22 protein-coding genes are annotated in these 20,003 nt (G+C 59.7%); all 22 read left to right on the top strand.

Annotated elements, in window-relative coordinates; translation table 11 throughout:
- Nucleotides 1–19 precede the first annotated feature (19 nt).
- The 22 genes from FVQ81_09385 (at nucleotide 20) to rseP (ending at nucleotide 19,945) form a co-directional block, all read left to right on the top strand.
- Nucleotides 20–613, top strand: coding sequence for a TonB C-terminal domain-containing protein (locus FVQ81_09385; GenBank protein MBW7996759.1), 594 nt, complete (start codon nucleotides 20–22; stop codon nucleotides 611–613).
- Nucleotides 613–2,001 (top strand): hypothetical protein, encoded by a 1,389-nt coding sequence (locus tag FVQ81_09380; protein ID MBW7996758.1) that lies wholly within the window; start codon nucleotides 613–615, stop codon nucleotides 1,999–2,001. Before FVQ81_09385 ends, FVQ81_09380 begins: the two co-directional genes overlap by 1 nt.
- 235 nt (nucleotides 2,002–2,236) lie before the next feature.
- Nucleotides 2,237–2,761, top strand: coding sequence for an OmpA family protein (locus tag FVQ81_09375; protein MBW7996757.1), 525 nt, complete (start codon nucleotides 2,237–2,239; stop codon nucleotides 2,759–2,761).
- 185 nt (nucleotides 2,762–2,946) lie between these two features.
- Nucleotides 2,947–3,735 carry a tol-pal system protein YbgF gene (gene ybgF, locus FVQ81_09370; GenBank protein MBW7996756.1) on the top strand — a complete coding sequence of 263 codons (789 nt, stop codon included), beginning with the start codon at nucleotides 2,947–2,949 and terminating at the stop codon, nucleotides 3,733–3,735.
- A gap of 6 nt (nucleotides 3,736–3,741) precedes the next feature.
- Nucleotides 3,742–4,209 carry a transcriptional repressor NrdR gene (gene nrdR, locus FVQ81_09365; GenBank protein MBW7996755.1) on the top strand — a complete coding sequence of 156 codons (468 nt, stop codon included), beginning with the start codon at nucleotides 3,742–3,744 and terminating at the stop codon, nucleotides 4,207–4,209.
- A gap of 25 nt (nucleotides 4,210–4,234) precedes the next feature.
- Nucleotides 4,235–5,569: an electron transport complex subunit RsxC gene (gene rsxC, locus FVQ81_09360; protein MBW7996754.1), complete on the top strand. Its 1,335-nt coding sequence runs from the start codon at nucleotides 4,235–4,237 to the stop codon at nucleotides 5,567–5,569.
- Between the two features lie 5 nt (nucleotides 5,570–5,574).
- The gene (locus FVQ81_09355; GenBank protein MBW7996753.1) at nucleotides 5,575–6,624 is read left to right on the top strand and encodes an RnfABCDGE type electron transport complex subunit D; all 1,050 of its coding nucleotides are present in this window, start codon (nucleotides 5,575–5,577) and stop codon (nucleotides 6,622–6,624) included.
- 1 nt (nucleotide 6,625) lies between these two features.
- Nucleotides 6,626–7,195, top strand: coding sequence for an FMN-binding protein (locus tag FVQ81_09350; GenBank protein ID MBW7996752.1), 570 nt, complete (start codon nucleotides 6,626–6,628; stop codon nucleotides 7,193–7,195).
- A gap of 22 nt (nucleotides 7,196–7,217) precedes the next feature.
- Nucleotides 7,218–7,817, top strand: a complete 600-nt coding sequence (locus tag FVQ81_09345) for an electron transport complex subunit E (GenBank protein ID MBW7996751.1) — start codon at nucleotides 7,218–7,220, stop codon at nucleotides 7,815–7,817.
- Nucleotides 7,817–8,401: an electron transport complex subunit RsxA gene (gene rsxA, locus FVQ81_09340; GenBank protein MBW7996750.1), complete on the top strand. Its 585-nt coding sequence runs from the start codon at nucleotides 7,817–7,819 to the stop codon at nucleotides 8,399–8,401. The genes FVQ81_09345 and rsxA overlap by 1 nt, the downstream gene beginning before the upstream one ends.
- A 268-nt stretch (nucleotides 8,402–8,669) precedes the next feature.
- A complete protein-coding gene (locus tag FVQ81_09335) occupies nucleotides 8,670–9,887 on the top strand; it encodes a DNRLRE domain-containing protein (protein MBW7996749.1) in 1,218 nt (405 codons plus the stop codon).
- Nucleotides 9,888–9,909: 22 nt separating this feature from the next.
- On the top strand, nucleotides 9,910–11,130 hold the full coding sequence (locus FVQ81_09330; protein MBW7996748.1) for a hypothetical protein: 1,221 nt from the start codon (nucleotides 9,910–9,912) through the stop codon (nucleotides 11,128–11,130).
- Nucleotides 11,131–11,299: 169 nt separating this feature from the next.
- The gene (rplM, locus tag FVQ81_09325; GenBank protein ID MBW7996747.1) at nucleotides 11,300–11,728 is read left to right on the top strand and encodes a 50S ribosomal protein L13; all 429 of its coding nucleotides are present in this window, start codon (nucleotides 11,300–11,302) and stop codon (nucleotides 11,726–11,728) included.
- 81 nt (nucleotides 11,729–11,809) lie between these two features.
- Entirely contained in the window at nucleotides 11,810–12,208 is a 399-nt protein-coding gene (gene rpsI / locus FVQ81_09320; protein ID MBW7996746.1) for a 30S ribosomal protein S9, read from the top strand.
- 113 nt (nucleotides 12,209–12,321) lie between these two features.
- Nucleotides 12,322–13,530: a 30S ribosomal protein S2 gene (gene rpsB, locus FVQ81_09315; GenBank protein MBW7996745.1), complete on the top strand. Its 1,209-nt coding sequence runs from the start codon at nucleotides 12,322–12,324 to the stop codon at nucleotides 13,528–13,530.
- Nucleotides 13,531–13,616: 86 nt separating this feature from the next.
- The gene (tsf, locus tag FVQ81_09310; GenBank protein MBW7996744.1) at nucleotides 13,617–14,210 is read left to right on the top strand and encodes a translation elongation factor Ts; all 594 of its coding nucleotides are present in this window, start codon (nucleotides 13,617–13,619) and stop codon (nucleotides 14,208–14,210) included.
- Between the two features lie 86 nt (nucleotides 14,211–14,296).
- Entirely contained in the window at nucleotides 14,297–15,016 is a 720-nt protein-coding gene (locus tag FVQ81_09305) for a UMP kinase (GenBank protein ID MBW7996743.1), read from the top strand.
- A complete protein-coding gene (locus FVQ81_09300) occupies nucleotides 15,013–15,570 on the top strand; it encodes a ribosome recycling factor (protein MBW7996742.1) in 558 nt (185 codons plus the stop codon). Before FVQ81_09305 ends, FVQ81_09300 begins: the two co-directional genes overlap by 4 nt.
- Nucleotides 15,571–15,750: 180 nt before the next feature.
- The gene (locus tag FVQ81_09295) at nucleotides 15,751–16,500 is read left to right on the top strand and encodes an isoprenyl transferase (protein MBW7996741.1); all 750 of its coding nucleotides are present in this window, start codon (nucleotides 15,751–15,753) and stop codon (nucleotides 16,498–16,500) included.
- 63 nt (nucleotides 16,501–16,563) lie between these two features.
- Nucleotides 16,564–17,373: a hypothetical protein gene (locus FVQ81_09290; protein ID MBW7996740.1), complete on the top strand. Its 810-nt coding sequence runs from the start codon at nucleotides 16,564–16,566 to the stop codon at nucleotides 17,371–17,373.
- 6 nt (nucleotides 17,374–17,379) lie between these two features.
- Nucleotides 17,380–18,531 carry a 1-deoxy-D-xylulose-5-phosphate reductoisomerase gene (locus FVQ81_09285; protein MBW7996739.1) on the top strand — a complete coding sequence of 384 codons (1,152 nt, stop codon included), beginning with the start codon at nucleotides 17,380–17,382 and terminating at the stop codon, nucleotides 18,529–18,531.
- Nucleotides 18,532–18,574: 43 nt separating this feature from the next.
- On the top strand, nucleotides 18,575–19,945 hold the full coding sequence (gene rseP, locus FVQ81_09280; protein ID MBW7996738.1) for an RIP metalloprotease RseP: 1,371 nt from the start codon (nucleotides 18,575–18,577) through the stop codon (nucleotides 19,943–19,945).
- Nucleotides 19,946–20,003: the final 58 nt, after the last annotated feature.

Genomic DNA, 20,003 nt, shown 5'->3' with positions numbered 1-20,003 from the left:
TTAGCCGCGGGTGCGGCCGATGCGTAAAGCGTTTACCATCTCGATAGTCACCCACGTGGGTCTGCTGCTGTTCCTCTATTATTACGGCTGGGAACGGGCGATTACTTTCGCCGTGCCGCAGGTCTACCGGGTGCAGTTGGTCAGCATGCCCCAGGTGCAGGCCGCGCCGGTGGAGGAAACTGTCCCGGAAGTGGACGTGGAGACAATCCCGCCGCCGCCGGAGCAGAAAAAGAAGCTCAAGCCCAAGCAGAAAGAGGCCCAGCCCAAAGCTCAGCAGACCGAACGGAGAGTTATCCAGCAGAAGCGGCCCGACCAGAACCTGAGCGGGATGCGCAGCGACGAGCAGTTCGAGTTCTTGTGGTACTTGCGGCTGGTGAAGGACAAGATAGAGCGGAATTGGCGTAATCCTTACTCTGGTGAAGCGTTAGGCACAATTTACTTTTGTATCCAGCGCAACGGACAAGTGACTGATGCGCGTGTAGAGAAATCCAGCGGTGAGCCGGCATTTGACCGTGCAGCACTCCGTGCTGTGATTAATTCAAGTAGTTTTCCACAATTGCCTCCCGACTACAAGGAATCAAGGCTGACACTTCACATTGAATTCGAGAGCTAATGAGTGGAATCGGTTTGATAAACAGGCACATTTTTTTTTCTTTTCTGCTCTTGATTTTTGCTTCCCTGGCTGCTTCCCTGCTGGCACAGGCTCCCCCGTCCTCGTCTTCCCTGCCCGAGGGCGAGATCTACATGCGGATCACCACCAGCCGGATCCACCGCTACAAAGTGGCTGTGGCCGCCATGCCCGCCGCCAGCGCCGCTCTGGCCGACAGCCAGGAGGCGGTGCGCCGTATCCGCGAGATCGTCATCTCCGATCTGGATTTCAGTCTGCGTTTCGAGCTGGTCAACAACAGTTTCGATGAGCTGACTATCGCCGCGCTGGCCAGCGCCAAGGGCGCGGTGGATTTTCGCGGCTGGAGGGCCACTGGGGCCGAGTACCTGGTGGCGGGTACTTTTTTCGAGCTGGGCGGTCGGCCGGTGGTCGAGATCAGGGTCTACGACCTGGGACTCGGGGACCTGGTGTTTCTCAAGAACTACACGGTCGATTTCGCCAACCGGCGGCTGGCGGCCCACCGGATCAGCGACGACGTGGTGCTGAATGTCACCGGAGAGCGCGGAGTGGCCAGCACCCGGATCGCTTTCGTCCGCGACCACCCGGATAATGTCACCGAAATCTACACCTCCGACTACGACGGCTATAACGCATCGCGAATCACCAACGAGAACACGATTGTCAAGCTCCCGTCGTGGAGCCCCGACGGGGTGCGGCTGGCGTTTACCGCGTTCAAAAACATAGTGACCGATCCCGACCTTTACGTTGTTAACCTTGCCGGGGGCGAGGTTAATCTGCTGCACGCGGCCATCGGGGTGGACATGGTGGCCAACTGGTGCGAGCGCAACGGCTTCCTGGCGTTCTCGAGCGGGGTCAGCGGCAACCAGGAGATCTATTTCCTCCGTCCCGGCGAAACCAGGCCCAACCGGCTGACGTTCAGCTACGCCGATGATTTTGACCCGACCTGGAGCCCCAACGGCGAGGAACTGGCGTTCAACAGCACCCGGGCCGGCAACCCGCATATCTACCTGATGGGCGCCGACGGGCTCAACGTGCGCCGGCTGACGTTCGAGAGCCGCAACACTACGCCACGCTGGCGGCCGCTGCCCTATGGGGATAAAATCCTTGTCACCAGCGAGATCAACGGTATATTCCAGATAGCGATCATTGATACCAACGGCGACAATTTCATCCAGCTCACGACCCAGGGCGAGAACCGCGACGCCACCTGGAGCCCGGACGGACTGCATATCGTTTTCACCAGCAATCGCCGCGGCGGCAGAGGGCGGTTCGAGATTTACACGATGGACTGGGACGGCAACTCCCAGCGGCCGCTGCACTCCTCGTGGACCCCGGGCAAGGAGGCCAGCTGGTCACCGTATCTCGACAGGTGATTTCTTTCGGCGCCGAACCGATAACAAGGGGGAAAACGGGGGTTTCACTGATAGCGCGCGGGTCGTGGATTAAATCCTTTTTTATCTTGACATAGCCCGATATTATTGTATAATCATACGTACGAATAACGGCTGTTTTGGCGTTTCTGGCCTGCGAATTTGAAACTCCGAATACTCATTCTTGACAATTTCGCTTCAGTCTTTCAGCGATAACCTCAGATCCGGGGGTGTTTCTGTGAATAAGAAGTATCTCGTTCTCCCATTGGCGGCCATTTTTCTTTCCATGGCGATCGGGTGCCATAAAAAAGAAGCTCCGCCCCCGCCCCCGCCTCCGCCTCCGGTTGTCGAGAAGAAGCCCGAGGTCAAGGTGGACAGCTCGGCTATCAAAGCTCGCATGCACGCCGAGGCTCTGGCCCGCGCCAAGAGCGAAGTCAACCAGGGCACGATCTATTTCGATTATGACAAGAGTGCTATCAGGGACGAATACCGCTCCGTCCTCTACGGCGTCGTCGAGAAGATGAAAGAGTTCTCCGAGATCAGAATCACGATCAGCGGGCACTGCGACGAGCGCGGTACTGCGGCTTACAACCTGGCCCTCGGTGAGCGCAGGGCCAATGCGGCCAAGAAGTTTATCATGGACGCCGGGATCAGCGGCAGCAGGATTGATACCAAGAGCTGGGGCGAGGAAAAGCCCGCGATGGAAGGCCATAACGAAGCCGCCTGGTCCAAGAACAGGCGCGATGAGTTCATGGCCAATTAAGGCTTAGCCTCAGTAAGACGATATTCGAGCCAAGGCGGCCGTCCCCACCTCGGAGGCGGCCGCCGAAGCTTATCCCCAACCGGGCCGCGGAGAATAACACCCGCACTCCGCCGGTCAACCCGATTCAGCCTCTTTGGGCGCCTGCTCGCCGGCGCCCAAATTGCGTTAGAGGGGGCTGGAGACCAATGCAATCAAAGAATATCATGTTCGAGAACTATTATTACGCACTCAGTGCGCGTGCAATCCGTACGCTTGTGACCGGAGCGCTCTTAGTCGCGGCCCTGGCCGCGGGAGGGTGCGGCGGCGCGGGTGCGGAGCAGATCCAGCTGCTGCGCTCCGAGGTTTTCAGTATCAAGCAGGATCAGCGCCAGCTGCAGCATCAGCTTACCGCGCTCGACAGCCTGATCCGCCAGCGCGTGGAAAGTCTGGACCGTTTCAGCGCAGGTTTCGAGGCCGATGTCCGGCAGCTTTCCGAGCGGCTTTCGGTGACCGAACAGAGATTGAATGATACAGAAAGCCGAATCAGCCGTTTATCAGGCAGGACCATGATAACCCCCGAACAGACCCCGGGAGCCGCGCAGCAGGAGACTCAGAAGCAGCAGGGGCCCGGCCCGCGGGAGCTGTACGATCTTGCGTACAAGGATTTTACTTCGTCCAACTACCAGTTGGCGATCGAGGGTTTCTCGGACTTCATCCAGCGCTACCCCGACATGCCGCTGGCTCCGCAGGCGTACCTGTACATGGGCAATTGCTATCAGGCCCTGAATAAAGTTGAGGAAGCGATATCCAGCTATAAGTCGATTGTCGACAGGTATCCCGACTCGCAGCTTACCCCTGACGCGCTCTTCAAGATCGGCGACAGCCTGATCAAGCTCGGCGACGTCCCGCGGGGAGAAACGTACTTTCAGCACGTGATCCAGAAGTTTCCCGAATCTAACGCCGCCGAACTGGCCCGCGCCAGATTGAACCAGTAGCTTGATATGAAATGCCCCTTTTGCAATAATTCGGACAGCCGGGTGGTGGATTCGCGCTCGGTCAAGGACGGATCGCTGATCCGCCGCCGGAGGGAGTGCGAGGACTGCAAGCGGCGTTTCACCACTTACGAGTATATCGAAAAAATCCCGCTGATGGTGATCAAGAACGATGGGCGGCGGGAACCTTATAACCGGGAAAAACTCAAGATGGGACTGATCACCGCCTGCAAGAAACGCCCGGTCCGGATGGATGAAATCGACAGTCTGGTGCTGGCTGTGGAGAAACAGATCGACAAGCTCAACACCAGCGAAGTCCCCAGCAGCAGGCTGGGCGAATTTGTGATCAGGAATCTCAAGGCGCTCGACCCGGTTGCGTATGTCCGGTTCGCGTCGGTCTACTACAGGTTCGAGGCGGTCAGCGAATTCGAGAAACGGATCAAAGAGCTGGACCCCGCCGGCGATGACGCTGATTAACGATAAAGGGAAGAAATCGTACCTGATGCTCAAGCAAGCCACTTTTCCGGGCGGAGTCCATCCCCCGGATTCCAAGGAAGCCACCAGAGACAAACAGATCGAAACGCTGCAACTGCCCTCGCGGGTGATCCTGCCGCTGCAGCAGCACATCGGCGCGCCGCTGGAGTGTGTTGTCGCCAAGGGCGACGAGGTCAGCCTCGGCGATATCGTGGCCAGGGCCACCGGCTTCGTCAGCGTGCCGCTGCACGCCACCCTCAGCGGCACGGTCAAGGACGTGGGCAGCTACATGCACCCGGCCGGCCTGGCGATGGAAGCGGTCGTAATCGAAAGCGACGGCGAGGACACGTGGGCCGATGGCGTGCTGTGCGAACGCGACTGGCGGGGCCTGGACTCCGATGAGCTGAAAAAGCTGATCCGGGAGGCGGGGATCGTCGGTCTCGGCGGCGCGGCGTTCCCGACCCATGTCAAGCTGTCCCCTCCTGCGGACAAGACTATCGACACGTTCCTGGTCAACGGTGCCGAGTGCGAGCCGTTCCTCAACGCGGACTACCGTCAGATGATGGAGCGGGCCGGGGAGCTGATCGAGGGTATAAAAATCCTGATCAAAATTCTGGGCTGCGAGCGCACGCTGGTGGCTGTCGAGGATAACAAGCCTGCGGCGCTCGAAAAGCTCGACTCCCTGCTCGCCGGCGAACAGGACATAGCGGTGGCCCCGCTGCGGACCAAGTACCCCCAGGGCGGCGAGAAACAGCTCGTGGAGGCGCTCACCGGCCGTCACGTGCCCAGCGGCGGACTGCCGATGGATGTGGGCTGCTTGATCCAGAATGTGAGCACGATCCTGTCGGTTTTCGATGCGGTCACCAAGGGCCGCCCGCTGCTGGACAAGGTAGTGACAGTCGCCGGCGCGTCCGGCAATCCCGGCAACTACCTCGTGCGGATCGGCACTCCGGTGGAGGAGGTCCTGACCCAGGTAGAGGGGGAAATCCCGGAGAATCTCGGCAAGGTGATCATGGGCGGCCCGCTGATGGGTCTGGCGCTGCCGGGGCTGGATGTCCCCGTGCTGAAAGGCACCAACGGCCTGGTCCTGATGGAGCACCCGGTGCCGGTGCCGGTGCACGAACCCTGTATCCGCTGCGGCCGCTGCGTGGACACCTGTCCGGTGCGGCTGGTGCCTTGCGAACTGGCTCTGTTCGCCGAGAACGAGCGCTGGGACAAGTGCCGCGAGTACCACGTCATGGACTGTATCGAATGCGGCTCCTGCAGCTACACCTGCCCGGCGGGCCGTAACCTGGTCCAGTTGATCAGGTTCGGCAAGTACACGGTTATGAGCGAAGACAAGCAGAAAAAGGACAAAAAGTAACCGCGATGGCAGAAATCAATCTCAAAGTATCCAGTTCTCCGCATATCTATACCGCTGAATCGATTCCCCGGATTATGGTCGCGGTGGTGCTGTCGCTGGTGCCCGCCGCGGCCGGTGCGGTCTACTTTTTCGGTTTGCACGCCGCGATGCTGATCGCCCTGGCGGCCGGCAGCGCGGTTGGGGTCGAGGCCCTGTGCCAGAAAGTTCGCGGCGTACCGGTCAAGATCAACGATTTTTCCGCCGCAGTTACCGGAGTACTGCTGGCGTTCAACCTGCCGGCCAACGTGCCGTGGTGGATGGCGATCGTGGGCAGCGCGTTCGCGATAGTGGTGGTCAAGGAGCTCTTCGGCGGGCTGGGTTACAATATCTGGAACCCCGCGCTGGCCGCCCGGGCGTTCCTGCTGGCGAGCTGGCCGACGAGCATGATTTCCAGTACCGATTTCCCCGCTCCCCGCGACGGTACGCTCAGTGGCCTTCAGCTGGACTCGATCAGCCAGTCGACACCGTTGCAGTTTATCAAGAACGTGATATCTCCGCTGCTCGACAAGCCGGAAGAGGCCACCCGGGCGCAGCTCGAAGCGGTGCGCGGCGCCCTGGAGCAGATGCAGGGGCTGGATTACGTGCTCAGTCTGTTCTGGGGCAGGGTAGGGGGCGTTATCGGCGAGACGAGCGTGGCGCTGCTGCTGATCGGTGCGATCTATCTGCTGATCAGGGGTTATATCGACTGGCGGGTGCCGCTGGGCTATATCGGTTCTGTGGCCGTGCTGGCCTGGGTTTTCGCCGGCCCCGAGGGCTATTTTACCGGTAACGCGGCCGTTCACGTGTTCAGCGGCGGGCTGATCCTGGGGGCGTTTTTCATGGCCACGGACATGGTCACCACGCCGGTGACCCGCAAGGGCAAGTGGATCTTCGCACTCGGCTGCGGCGTGCTGACAATGCTTATCAGAATCAAGGGCGGTTACCCGGAGGGTGTAAGCTACGCTATCCTGCTGATGAACACCGCCACGCCGCTGATTGACTCGTACACCAGACCGAAGATTTACGGAGGCAGTTGAGGTGTGGGATATTCTTAAACTGGCCGGTTCGCTGACGCTGATCACTGTTGTGGCCGCTGGCGCTTTGAGCAGGGTCTACCTGATGACTCGCGACAGGATTGCAGAGGTGGAGCGCCTGCGCGAGCTGAACGCCATGAAGACGGCCCTGCCGGCCGCGACCGTCTTCGAGCCGGATACTACCTCCGACGGGTTTATCTACTACCGCGGCTACCCCGGAGATTCGACCGGCGGCGAGCCGGTGGGCTATGTAGCCCTGGCGCTGGGCAAGGGGTATTCCAGCACGATCCGCACGATGGTGGGCGTGGACGGGGAGCTTACGATCACCGGAATCAAGGTGGCCAGCCAGCTGGAGACTCCCGGTCTGGGCACCCGGATCGAGGAAGTGCGCCGGGGAGAGGACGAGCCCTGGTTCCAGGACCAGTTCCGCGGCAAAAAGGAAACGGCCCTTCAACTGGTGCGCGGCGGCGGTCCCGACGGAATCGAGGCGATCACCGGGGCCACGATCAGTTCGCGGGCGGTCAGCCAGAGCGTGCGCGAAACTGTCCGTAAACTGGATCAGGTAATCAACTAGATCTTCGCAGGAGGGTACGGTTTTGTCAGCCTGGAAAGTATTCATCCGCGGACTTTGGGAAGAAGTGCCGCTGTTCCGGCTGCTGCTCGGGCTGTGTCCCGCCCTGGCGGTCACCACCTCGCTGGTCAACGGCCTGGGCATGGGGCTGGCGACCTTGTTTGTCCTGTTGGGTTCCAACCTGGTGGTCTCGATTTTCCGCAAGGCGATACCCGGCAAGATCAGGATTCCGGCCTTTATCGTCATAATCGCCAGTTTCGTCACCGTGGTGGACCTGCTGATGCACGGTTACACTCCCGAGCTTCACAGGGCCCTGGGCATCTTTATCCCGTTGATCGTGGTCAACTGCATTATCCTGGGACGCAGCGAGGCGTTCGCCAGCAGGAACGGAATCGGCCACTCGATTCTCGACGCTCTCGGGATGGGAATCGGGTTCACGATAGCGCTGATGGTCCTCGGCGGCGTGCGCGAGATTCTGGGCAGCGGGGCGCTTGGCGGCATACCGGTCACTCCCGAGGGCTTCCGTCCCGTGCTGCTGTTCATCCTGCCGCCGGGCGGATTTATCGCCTACGGGCTGCTGCTGGCCGGGTTCAACATGATCGAACGTTACAGGAGATCAGACTGATGTTTGACAGCCTGTTCACAATCGTTATCGCCACGGTTTTCATCAACAATTTCGTCCTCTCCCGGTTCCTCGGCCTCTGCCCGTTCATGGGCGTCAGCCGCAATATCAGCAGCGCGTTCGGCATGGGCATGGCCGTGATTTTCGTGATGACGATCGCCAGCCTGGTAACCTGGCCGTTGTACCACCTGGTGCTTTCCGCCCACGGGATCACTTACCTGCGCACGATCGTGTTTATCCTCGTAATCGCCAGCCTCGTTCAGTTCGTGGAGATGGCGATGGAGAAAACCGCGCCGGCGCTCTACCAGGCCCTGGGTATATTCCTGCCGCTGATCACCACCAACTGCGCGATTCTCGGCGTGGCCGTGCTCAATATCGACGACGAGCTGTCGCTGGTCGAGGCGCTGGTGCAGGGTTTCTCGGCCGGTATCGGCTTTACCCTGGCCCTGGTGCTGATGGCCGGGGTCCGCGAGCGCCTGGAGCTGGCCCGCGTGCCGAAAGTCCTCGAAGGCGTCCCGATAGCCCTGATCTGCGCCGGGTTGATGTCGATTGCGTTTCTTGGTTTCGCGGGCTTTTCGGTGGAATAGAAGCGTGTTGAAAAAACACGCTTCTAGAACTCCGCCCGCAGCGCTGAGCCCCGATGGAACTATCCTGCCGCTGACGCAGTACTACTCACCAGATGAGGATCCCGGATTGCGCGGGATTAAATCCTTTGGCCCTAAGAGCCTCTTGTATTATATTTCATAATTCTCGCACTTTGCGGTTGGGTGCACCTTCCTCCCAGCGCGGTTCTTTGCGGAGGAAGTTTTTAGTTGCGCCGGCCCGCCGGCATTCGGGATGAGGGAAGCTGATACTTTGAGCGGATCTAAAATCGTACCGTTTGTGCTTGCCGTTTTTATCGCACTGCTGGTCGGTTCTTGCAGCGAGGAGACCGTCAGCGGCGGCGGTACTCTGCTGGTTCCCGACGGGTCGCTGGGGACACTGCCGCAGCAGCTGGTTCTCAATCAGCCGCTCGAGGCGGCCGCGCTGGCGTCCGAACCGCTGAACCGCGGAGCGCAGGGGCGCATCTATGTGGGGAACCGCGACAAATTCCGCATCCACTGCCTGCTCAGTTTCCTGGTGCCATTGCCCTCGAACGCGCAGGTGGTCTCCGCCACCCTCCGTCTGTTTATCGTCAGCTATGAGAACTACAACCCGGGCGTTCCGCTCGATATTAACGTCTACCAGCTCGACCGGGATTTCGAGGAGCTCGAGGTCACCTGGAACCAGTCGGCCGACGGCCAGCCGTGGGCCACTCCGGGCGGCGATTACTCTCCCGGCGCACTGCTGGGCAGTTCCCGGTTCGCTGGTACCGAACTGGTTTCGGCCTTGGTGGATACGATGGTGATCAGGCTGGATTCGCTGGCCCTGGACGAGTTCGTTCAGTCCGGGCAGACCGTTCTCCCACTGGCACTGGTGCCCGCCGATCAGGACGCATGGTTCAGCATGATCGGTCGCGAGCTAAACCCCGATTCACCTGTGGCCAGCCAGATCGACATTGTCTACCGGATCAGCGGCAGCACGACCAACGCAGCCTTAGAGCGGCGGGCCAAGGGGGATGCCACGATCACCAGCTTCACCGGTTCTCTGAATCCGGACATGCTGACAGTCGGCGAGGAGCCGTCCAGCCAGGTATTCCTCAAGTACGACCTGTCCCAGCTGCCCGCCGACGCCACGATCAACAAGGCGCACCTGCATATTTCGGTGTACGAGGCGGCCTATGTCGACACGTTCCAGGTGATCGTATTCGCCACCGATGGAAAGGAATTCGTGGAGCAGGAGCTGACCGCCGTTTCCGCCAGCCAGGGTGTCGGTTTCGACACGGACAGCCTGGCCCTGGATGTGACTCTCGGAGTCCAGCGGGTGCTGGTGCTGGACAGTACCGGCACGGATTACTATCTGGTGCTGGGCAGCAATACCGGTGTCAACGTGGGCGGATTCATGCAGTTCTATCCGCCGGACTGGCCCGAGGAGAGATACCGTCCGGTGCTGGAGCTGATTTACACCGACGCGCCGGCGGACGCGAAACCATAATTGAAATCGACCGGAATCTGATATGCGCTGTCTCCTGACATTGTTACTGCTCACTCTGCTTGGTTCACCGATCCTGCGGGCCGAATCGCGGTTCGCCGCGCCACACCTGGGGTTGCCGGTCTCTTCCTCCGATGCCCGCAGCAGGGGAATGGGCGGAGTGAGCACCGCGATCAGGGGCGAGGATTTCTCGTTCACCAACCCGGCCCGGACGGTCAATTTCTGGCGCTCGGGATTCAGCGGCGGCATGGCCCAGGACTACACGAGCCTGGATGACGGGACCAGCCGGTACGACCTGCGCACGAACAATTTTCTCGGGCTGCGCGCCATTTTCCCGTCCTACTTCAAGTTCGTGGTAGGCTGGGGAATATACCAGTGGCGCGATCTGAACTGGGAATACACCGACACGGTTTCCGTGCCGTTTATCGAAAACCGGATGGCGCGGCACGTGCAGTCGGAGGGCGGCCTGTATATCAGCCGGTTTTCTATCGCCCGCAGCCTGGGCGACCACGTGGCGCTGGGCCTGGGTATCGACTGGATGTTCGGCAAGGCCGAGCGCACGCGCAGCCTGTTCTTCCAGGACAAGGCCTATGTCGACAGCCGCGACGCGTTCAACGACAAGTACTCCTATCTGAGGCCAACCGTGGGCTTGTTCACCTCTTTCGGCTGGACAAACCTCGGCTTTTCGTATACCGCGTCCACCCGCGGCGACAGGGACCGTGAGCTGATCTACCGCGACGGCAACCTTAACAGCGGAATTGTCGTTACGCAGTCGACGGGGCTGGATTTTCCGATGAGCTGGCGGATGGGGATTTCCCAGCGGGTTGGCGCGCGCATTGTGCTCGGCGCCGATCTCGAGTACGAGGGCTGGAGCGAGTCCGACCTGCCGCTCAATGACCCGGTTACCGCCGACGATCAGTGGCGCTGGTGCCTGGGCGCTGAGTTTCTGCCCGGTCGCGGCGAGAATACTCCCTGGTACCGCTCGTTTCCTCTCCGGGCCGGCTACAGCAAGACCACGCTGGGATACCGTCTCGATGGGGCCGCGGTCAGCGAACGGGTGATAAGCGTGGGCTGCGGCAGCTATTTCGGGCGCAACAACGGGCTGATCGATGTGGCGCTGGAATTCATCAACCGCGAAGTGGATAATCCGGCCTATCCTGTCGAGGATGTACTCAGGTTGTCCGTTTCCCTGTCACTTTTCGAAAAATGGACCAGGATCCCGCGCCGCCGGGGCGTTGGCGAGTGAAAACCAAATAAAAATCTATTGACAATAGATTTACAGCCTGTTAGTTTATCTGATCTGTTTTACGGCAAGTCGGGTGGCGCGCGGCATAATTCAGGTACTGCCGCACGCCTTTTTCAACTGTAATAAATTTTAACGTTAACGGCGGCAAACAGTACTCCGGGTGGGATTAATGCAGACATTCTCGGTTAAACCGACAGATATCGAAAAAAAGTGGTATGTGGTCGACGCCAGCGGCAAGGTGCTCGGCAGGCTGGCCACCGAAATCTCCCGGGTGCTCAGGGGCAAGCACAAACCGTACTTCGCTCCCCACCTGGATACCGGCGATTTCGTGATTGTGGTCAACGCCGAAAAAATTCGCCTTACCGGCAGAAAAATGGAGCAGAAGCACTACTTCCGGCACAGCGGCTACCCCGGCGGAGCAAAGACAGTCCGGCTGGACAAGATGCTGCAGGCGCACCCCGAGCGCGTGATTATGAAAGCGGTCAAAGGAATGCTCCCGCATAACCGTCTCGGCCGCAGCCAGCTCAAAAAGTTGAAAGTATATGCGGGTTCAGACCATCCCCATCAGTCGCAGCAGCCGCAGGCGATGGAGATCTGAACAAACTCGTCCGCTCCGGCTGCCCGGGTTTGCGGGCGAGCGGTCCGGTACCGGTTGATTAATTAATGGAGGTCAGTCAGTTTGGACAAGGATAGCAATGTGGTCAAGACGGTCGGAAGGCGCAAGAGCAGTGTAGCCAGGGTATTTGTCAGCCCCGGCAAGGGAGAGTGGGTAATCAACGGCCGCAGTCTGAGCGATTATTTCGTGCGTCCGACCCATGTCCAGTTGGTCGAGCAGCCCCTGGCCGCTACCGAAACCGTGGGTCAGTATAAAATCCGGGTTAACGTTTCAGGCGGCGGAGTCAGCGGGCAGGCGGGAGCTATCCGTCTGGGCCTGGCCCGCGCCCTGGTTGAGCTTGACGAGGCTCACAGGTCCGCGCTGCGCAAAGAGGGCCTGTTGACCCGCGACCCGAGGATGGTCGAGCGCAAGAAGTACGGACAGCCCAAGGCTCGCAAACGCTTCCAGTTCTCGAAGCGTTAATACCGGCGAATCGGTAGATCTTGTAATTCAATATTGCTTAACCGCCGGGGGCGGTTGCAACGCATGTATTTGCAGTTAAACACCGTGGGAGGCAATCCCCCGAAGGAGAGTTGATGACATTTCCGACTATCCAGGATCTGTTGGAATCAGGAGTACATTTCGGTCACCAGACCAGGCGCTGGAACCCGAAGATGAAAAAATTCATCTTCGCCGAGCGCAACGGCATTCATATCATCGACCTGAAAAAAACGCTCAACCATCTCAAACAGGCCGCCGAAAAGGTCCGCGATATCGCCTCGCAGGGCGGGAATATCCTGTTCGTGGGCACCAAAAAGCAGCTCAAGGACATCATCCGCGACGAGGCTGAACGCTGTGGCATGTATTACGTCAACGAGCGCTGGCTCGGCGGCATGATGACCAATTTCCAGACGATCAAGAAGAATATCCGCCGTCTGCGCGAACTGGAGAGGATGCGTGACGAGGGCGAATTCGAGGTGAGAGCCAAGAAAGAAGCCCTGTCGCTGGAACGCGAGCTGGAAAAGCTGAAAAAGACCCTGGAAGGAATCAAGCTGCTGGCCGATATCCCCAGCGCGATGTTCGTTGTGGATGCCCAGAAAGAGAAAATCGCGGTGGCTGAGGCCAATAAGCTCGGTATCCCGTTGATCGCCCTGATCGATACCAACGCCGACCCGGAGAAGATCGCCTTCCCCGTGGCCGGTAACGATGACGCGATCCGTTCGGTAAAGGTTATCACCGAGGCTATCGCCGATGCGGTGATGGACGGTAAGTCAGAGTTCGATCAGAAAGCCGCGGTCAGGGAAGCGGAGAAGCAGGAAGCGGAGCAGAGGGGTCCGTTCGAAGCCCGCGCCGCAGCGGGAGAGCAGGGCCGCAGGTCCCGTCCGCGTCGCCGCAGCCGCAAGAAGAGGACTGTGGGCGAGGGCGGAGCGCCGGCGCCGGCAGCTGTATCGGCCGGGCCGCAGAAGGCCGACTCCGCCAGGAGCGCATCGGCCAGCAAGGAATCCTCGGCCAGGCCGTCCGAAAAGAGCGGTAAGGCTAAAGCAGCTCCCAAGCCTAAGGAAGCCGCCGCCAGGGATAAACCGGCCGCGGAGAAAAAAGCCGCCGATACGAAGCAGAAGAGCGCTCCGGCCGGGAAGACTGCGGCAGCCAGGAAGAGTGCCGCCGCCAGGAAATCCGGCGCTGAGAAAGCTCAGGCTCAAAAGAAGACAGAGAGTAAGGGTAAGATCGCTGCAAAGAAGAGTACCGCCAAGAGTTCGTCCGCTTCCGCGTCCAAGAAAAAGGCGGCGGACAAGAAAGCCGACTAAGCGCTTTCGCAGTGTGGGGTGAAGACGGGGTGGCGGACTCAATTCGTTTATCGTTTCGACAATGCTATTGGGGATGAGGTGTTAGTATGGCAATCAGTGCGGCCGCCGTACAGGCTCTGCGTAAAGCATCCGGCGCTGGCATGATGGACTGCAAGCGCGCGCTGGAAGAGGCAGGCGGCGACCAGGAAAAAGCTACCGGGATTCTGCGCAAAAAAGGTGCGATGAAGGCCGCCAAGCGCCAGGACCGGGAAGCCCGGGAGGGCGTGGTCCATTCATATATCCACATGGGCGGTAAGATCGGCGTGCTGGTGGAGATAAACTGCGAGACGGATTTCGTGGCCCTGACCGATGACTTCAAGGACCTGGCCAAGAACATTGCCATGCATATCGCGGCTTCCAATCCCGACGCAATCAGCCGGGAGGAAATCGATCCCGATCTAATCGAGAAGGAAAAGACGATTTATCAGGAACAGGCGCTTGCCAGCGGCAAACCTGAAAATGTGGTCGAAAAGATTGTCGAAGGCCGTATGAACAAGTATTTTCAGGAGGTCTGCCTGCTGGAGCAGCCGTTCGTCAAGAATCCCGATACGATGATCGGAACCTTGATTCGGGAAGCAGCCGCCAAGCTTGGCGAGAACGTCCAGGTGCGCCGGTTCGCCCGTTTCCAGCTTGGCGAGTAACCGGATTGACCACGCGTCTTAATGGAGGGCGTAAGCAGGTTCTGCGGGCGCCCGCCGGTAACTTTCTCCCATCCCCCTGATCTCTGATGGCCGGACTAAAGTACAGCAGAGTGCTGCTGAAGTTGAGCGGGGAATCCCTTTCCTCCGACAGCCAGCAGTTGGCCCCCGGCAGTCTCGATACCCTGATTACAGATATTGAACAGTTGCAGTCCAACGGAGTCGAACTGGGCCTGGTTATCGGCGGCGGCAATATCATCCGCGGCACGATGGCCTCCGAGCAGGGGATCGAGCGGGTATCCGCCGACTACATGGGGATGCTGGCCACAGTGATCAACGCTCTGGCCGTGCAGAATCTGCTGGAATCCCGCGGAGTCGCCACCAGGGTGATGACCGCGATCCGGATGGAGCAGCTCGCCGAACCCTACATCCGCCGCCGGGCGATCAGGCATCTGGAAAAGAAACGGGTCGTGATTTTCGCCGGCGGTACGGGCAACCCGTATTTCTCGACCGATACCGCGGCCGTGCTGCGGGCGATCGAAACCGAGAGCCAGGTGATCCTGAAAGGGACCAAGGTTGACGGTATCTACACCGCCGATCCGGTTAAGGACAAAACCGCCGAATTCATTCCCCGCCTGACCTATCTCGAGGTTCTCCAGAAAGAAATCAGGGTGATGGACACCACGGCTATCTCGCTGTGCATGGACAATCACCTCCCGATCCAGGTCTTTAACATGGGCAGGAAAGGGGCGCTGCCGAAGATAGTGGCGGGCGAACACATCGGAACAATCGTGGAGGATGAAAAATGAACGAAAAATTGCTCGAGGAAGTTGAAGAGAAGATGAAGAGCGCCCTGGAGGGTATCCGTCACGAGTTCGCCGGTATCCGCACCGGCAAGGCCTCCCCGGCCCTGATCGAACATCTGCAGGTCGATGCCTACGGCTCCAAAATGCCGCTCAACCAGCTTGGCACTGTCAGCGCCCCGGAACCCCGCCTGTTGCTGGTTCAGCCCTGGGACAAGACTCAGGTGGGTCCGATCATGAAAGCGATCCAGACCTCGGATATCGGCCTGACCCCGTCGAACGACGGCCAGGTGATCAGAATTCCGATCCCGGCTCTCAACGAAGAGCGGCGCAAAGAAATGGTCAAGATGGCCCACAAGATCTCCGAGCAGGGACGGGTTAGCGTCCGCCACGCCCGCAAGGAAGCTAATGACAGCCTCAAGCAGGCTCAGAAGGACAGCGAGGTGAGCGAGGACCAGATGCACACCGATATGGATAAGGTCCAGGAACTCACGGACAGTTATATCAGGAAGCTGGACAAAGGGCTCAAGCACAAGGAAGAGGAAATCATGGAAGTCTGAGCACGGAGATGTCTTTCTCTAACACTTTTGGGTGCAAACAAATAGATCAATCCCCGCTGGAGATGACGGCGGGGATTTTATTTTATCTCCGGGATGAAACAGGCCTTGCTCTGTTGCCAAAATTTAGATTTGGTGATAACTTATATTGACTGTCCCGGAAAATTCAGCATCAAGGGTTTTATGAGCGAACTAAGTCTGAAAGAACGGGTGATCGCCGGCGGCAATATTCCGCACCACGTGGCAATTATCATGGACGGTAATGGTCGCTGGGCGCAGGAGAGAGGCAAGCCCCGTGTTTTCGGTCACCAGCACGGGATGCACGCCGTACGAGACGTGGTCGAGGGCTGCCGCGAGATCGGCTGCGCGGCGCTGACGCTCTACGCCTTCAGCGAGGAAAACTGGAAGCGGCCCGCAGCGGAGATCAAGGTGCTGATGCGCCTGCTGAGACATTATATCGAGCGGGAACGTGAAAATCTCAAGGAAAACGATATCCGTCTCCAGTGCCTGGGGCGCATGGAAAAAGTGGCGCCCGCGGTCAGGGGAGCCCTGGTCGAGGCGATGGAGTACACGGCCGATTGCAGCTCGATGGTGCTCAATCTGGCGATCAGCTACAGCAGCCGCAGCGAGATTGTCGACGCGGTGCGGGAGATCAGCCGCCGGGTGGCCGCCGGGTCTCTCGATCCGGGAGAAATCGACGAGGAGACAGTGGCCCGCAGCCTTTACACCCGAGATCTCCCGGACCCCGATCTGCTGATCCGCACGAGCGGTGAATTCAGGGTAAGTAATTTCCTGCTCTGGCAGATTGCCTATACCGAAATTTACATTACCTCCGTGCTCTGGCCTGATTTCCGCAAACCCGACCTTTACCAGGCAGTTCTCGACTACCAGAAACGGGAGCGCAGGTTCGGAATGGTCAAGAGCACCGTGTGAAATGATGACAATAGCGGTTACGTGGATTGTGAAATCAGTTGAACATATGCGGGAGCCGATCAGTTGAACCTCCTGCAGCGTATCGCGGTCGGCCTGATCGGGATTCCGGCGATCTATCTGCTGATCAGGCTCGGATCATGGCCACTGCTGCTGCTGGTGGCGGCCCAGGCATCGCTGACGTGCGGGGAATTTTATTCGCTCGCCGCGCATAAATACCCCCGTGCGTTTACGCGTATCGGAGTGGCTATGGCGCTGCTTTTGCCCGTGGCTGCTTTCGGCGGCGCATCCTGCGGCGTTTTGTGGGTTTTCCCGCTGGCTGTGCTGGCGGCGCCGGCGGTTGTTGCGGTTGGGGGACTGCTCAGCGGGAGTGAGACAGACGGTTTTATCGCCCGCACCTCGATAACGGGGTTCGGGATTATTTATATCGGCGGTTTGTTTTCCCTGCAGGTTCCACTGCGGGCTGCACCGGGTGGTGTGGACTGGCTGCTGCTGGCTTACCTCGTTACCTGGACCGTGGATACCGGCGGTTACGTCGTGGGCCGTCTGGTCGGCAGGCACAAGCTCTGGCCGCGGCTGAGTCCGGGTAAAACCTGGGAGGGAGCGCTGGGCGGGACTTTGTTTGCCCTGGCCCTGAGCTGGGGAGTCGGTTCGGAAGTGATGGGTTTGTTCGGCACCGCGACCGCTCTGGCCTACGGCCTCGCCGCCTCGATTATCGCTCCGCTGGGCGATCTTGTGGAAAGCGTGTTCAAGCGCGATATCGGAGTCAAGGACTCCTCATCGATACTGCCGGGTCACGGCGGATTACTGGATAGATTCGACAGTTTCCTGCTGGTTCTGCCGTTGACCCTGCTGTTTCAAATCCTGTTCGGGTGAGTTGATATGGCCAAAACAATCTCAATTCTCGGCGCAACCGGTTCGATAGGGCGGAGCTGCCTGTCGGTTGTAGCCGAGCAGGGCAACCGTTACGAGGTCCTGGGCCTGGCTGCCAGGCGCAGTGCGGAGAAATTGCTCGACGCCGCCCGCGAATGCGGAGCCGGGTTGATCTGCCTGGGCGATCCGGATTACGCGGTCCGGCTGGACAAAGCATCCCTCAACGGGATTACCTGTAAAACCGGTACTGCGGCGCTGGAGGAGCTGGCGACCCATCCCGAGGTCGATATCGTGGTCAACGCGATGGTCGGCTCGGCCGGCCTGGGCCCCTCGGTAGCGGCCCTGCGCGCCGGTAAACGGCTCGCTCTGGCCAACAAGGAATCGCTGGTGATGGCTGGCGAACATTTGATGAAACTGGCCCAAGAAACTCCGGGAGCGGAAATTATCCCGATCGACAGCGAGCACAGCGCGCTCTTCCAGTTGATCGAGGGCCACAAGGAGGGCGGTGGACTGGAGCGGGTTGTAATTACAGCCAGCGGCGGCCCGTTCCGCGGCCTGGGTCGCGAGCGGCTGGAGAGCGTGCGCTACCTCGACAGCCTCAAGCATCCCACCTGGGCAATGGGTCCCAAGATCACGGTGGATTCGGCCACGCTGGCCAACAAGGGGCTGGAAGTTATCGAAGCGCACTATCTGTTTGCGCTGGGGTATGACCAGATTGACGTGATCGTCCACCCGCAGTCGATCGTGCATGGCATGGCCGTGTTCGGCGACGGGGCGGTGATGGCGCACCTGGGCGTGCCTGACATGCGGATTCCGATCCAGTACGCGCTGTCGTACCCGGAGCGCCTGAGCAACGAAATCGATATTCCGGATTTCGCCGATCTGGCCAGCCTGGAGTTCGAAAGGGTCGACAACGAAAATTTCCCCTGCCTGGAACTGGCCTATCAGGCCGGCCGGACAGGCGGAGTGGCGCCGGCGGTGTTCAACGCGGCAAATGAAGTCGCTGTCGACCTGTTCAGCCGCGACAGGATCGGCTTTATGGGTATTCCGCGGGTGATCGAGCGGACACTTGCCGATACGCCCTCCAGCCCGGACCCATCGCTGGAGGATATTTGCGAGGCGGACCGCTGGGCGCGGCGTCGTGCGGGTGAGTGCGAATGATGAAGCCGGACTGGGAGCAATTTAACAGGGGCAGGCACTGGCAATGGTATATACGATCGTAGTGGCGGTATTTGTATTGGGCGTGCTGATTTTCGTCCACGAACTCGGCCATTTCCTGGCGGCGAAGATGGTTGACGTCCAGGTGCTCAGGTTCTCCATCGGGCTGGGCAAACCGTTCTGGGCCAGAAAATGGGGCGAAACCGAGTACGCCCTGTGCTGGATTCCGTTCGGGGGTTATGTGAAAATGGCCGGCGACGACCCGGCCGAGGGTATCGAGGGGGAGGTTGACGAGGATGCGGTGACCACCGACTCGCAACGGTATTTCGAAAATAAGAGCGTGCTCCAGCGTTTCGCGGTGATTTTCGCCGGTCCGCTGGCCAATTTCCTGCTGGCGGTGGTTCTCTACCAGGGGATTTTCTTTTTTCAGGGCGCGGACACAATCGGCGGAACAGTTATCGAAATCGCCCGGAGCGATGAGTCCATACCGGGACTCAGCCGGATCGAGAACCGTTCCGAGGTGTTGGCCGTCAACGGGAAACAGGTGGAGAACTGGGAGGATATTCTCGAAAACGTGATGACAGGGGCCGGCGACAGCACGGTCCTGCAGCTCAGCCACAAGGAAAGCCGCCAAACATACCGCGTGGCGCTCTCCACACCCACGGATTCGACCAGGCGGCTGGTTGTCAGCGCGCTCGTTCCTTTCACACCGTCGGAAATCGGCGGACTGGTGCCGGGCAAGCCGGCCCGCGAGGCCGGGCTGGAGCCGGGCGACCTGATCGTTTCGATAGAGGGCCAGCCGATTGAAAGCTGGCTGGACTTGACCCGGATAATCCATGTCAGCGCGGGACGGGAACTGGAAATCGAGGTGCTGCGCGAGGGCAAGCGTTTGAGTTACAACATAACTCCCGGGACTGGTACGATCCCTGTAGCCGGCGGGGAACTGCGCGAGGTTGGCCTGATCGGGATCGAGCGGCCGATGCAGCGGGTTGAAATGTCACTGGGTGAGTCGCTGGTGGAAGGGGCCGCGCATACCGTGCGGGTCACTGTGATGATCACCCGCAGTTTAGCCAACCTGCTCACCGGCCTGGTATCGCGGAAGATTTCGCTCAGCACGGCGAAAGATACCCTGGGAGGTCCGGTGCTGATCGGCCAGATGGCCGGCGAGTGGGCCCGCAGCGGACGGCTGTGGGCGTTCATGGCTATCCTCAGTATCAACCTGGCGATTCTGAACCTGCTGCCGATCCCGGTGCTTGACGGGGGACACCTGCTGTTTCTGATGATCGAGGTCGTCCGTTTCGGCAAGCCGCTGTCGGTGAAGCAGAGGATGAGGATGATCCAGGTGGGCATGCTGCTCGTGTTCGCATTGATGATCCTGGCGACGGCCAACGATATCGCCCGGCTGTTCGGGTTGTAGCAGACCAGCAGAAAATCGTAAAGAAAAAAAGCCTTCTCCAACAGGAGAAGGCTTTTTG

This window comes from Candidatus Glassbacteria bacterium, from assembly GCA_019456185.1.
Lineage (GTDB): Bacteria > Gemmatimonadota > Glassbacteria > GWA2-58-10 > GWA2-58-10 > JAJRTS01.
The sequence above is the reverse complement of the archived record's forward strand: the minus strand, read 5'-3'. Positions and strand labels throughout refer to the sequence as shown.

Coding starts and splice junctions, on each gene's coding strand:
- FVQ81_09385 (MBW7996759.1), top strand. CDS start 20: ATGCGTAAAGCGTTTACCATCTCGATAGTCACCCACGTGGGTCTGCTG.
- FVQ81_09380 (MBW7996758.1), top strand. CDS start 613: ATGAGTGGAATCGGTTTGATAAACAGGCACATTTTTTTTTCTTTTCTG.
- ybgF (MBW7996756.1), top strand. CDS start 2,947: ATGCAATCAAAGAATATCATGTTCGAGAACTATTATTACGCACTCAGT.
- nrdR (MBW7996755.1), top strand. CDS start 3,742: ATGAAATGCCCCTTTTGCAATAATTCGGACAGCCGGGTGGTGGATTCG.
- rsxC (MBW7996754.1), top strand. CDS start 4,235: ATGCTCAAGCAAGCCACTTTTCCGGGCGGAGTCCATCCCCCGGATTCC.
- FVQ81_09355 (MBW7996753.1), top strand. CDS start 5,575: ATGGCAGAAATCAATCTCAAAGTATCCAGTTCTCCGCATATCTATACC.
- rsxA (MBW7996750.1), top strand. CDS start 7,817: ATGTTTGACAGCCTGTTCACAATCGTTATCGCCACGGTTTTCATCAAC.
- FVQ81_09330 (MBW7996748.1), top strand. CDS start 9,910: ATGCGCTGTCTCCTGACATTGTTACTGCTCACTCTGCTTGGTTCACCG.
- rplM (MBW7996747.1), top strand. CDS start 11,300: ATGCAGACATTCTCGGTTAAACCGACAGATATCGAAAAAAAGTGGTAT.
- rpsB (MBW7996745.1), top strand. CDS start 12,322: ATGACATTTCCGACTATCCAGGATCTGTTGGAATCAGGAGTACATTTC.
- tsf (MBW7996744.1), top strand. CDS start 13,617: ATGGCAATCAGTGCGGCCGCCGTACAGGCTCTGCGTAAAGCATCCGGC.
- FVQ81_09305 (MBW7996743.1), top strand. CDS start 14,297: ATGGCCGGACTAAAGTACAGCAGAGTGCTGCTGAAGTTGAGCGGGGAA.
- FVQ81_09300 (MBW7996742.1), top strand. CDS start 15,013: ATGAACGAAAAATTGCTCGAGGAAGTTGAAGAGAAGATGAAGAGCGCC.
- FVQ81_09295 (MBW7996741.1), top strand. CDS start 15,751: ATGAGCGAACTAAGTCTGAAAGAACGGGTGATCGCCGGCGGCAATATT.
- FVQ81_09285 (MBW7996739.1), top strand. CDS start 17,380: ATGGCCAAAACAATCTCAATTCTCGGCGCAACCGGTTCGATAGGGCGG.
- rseP (MBW7996738.1), top strand. CDS start 18,575: ATGGTATATACGATCGTAGTGGCGGTATTTGTATTGGGCGTGCTGATT.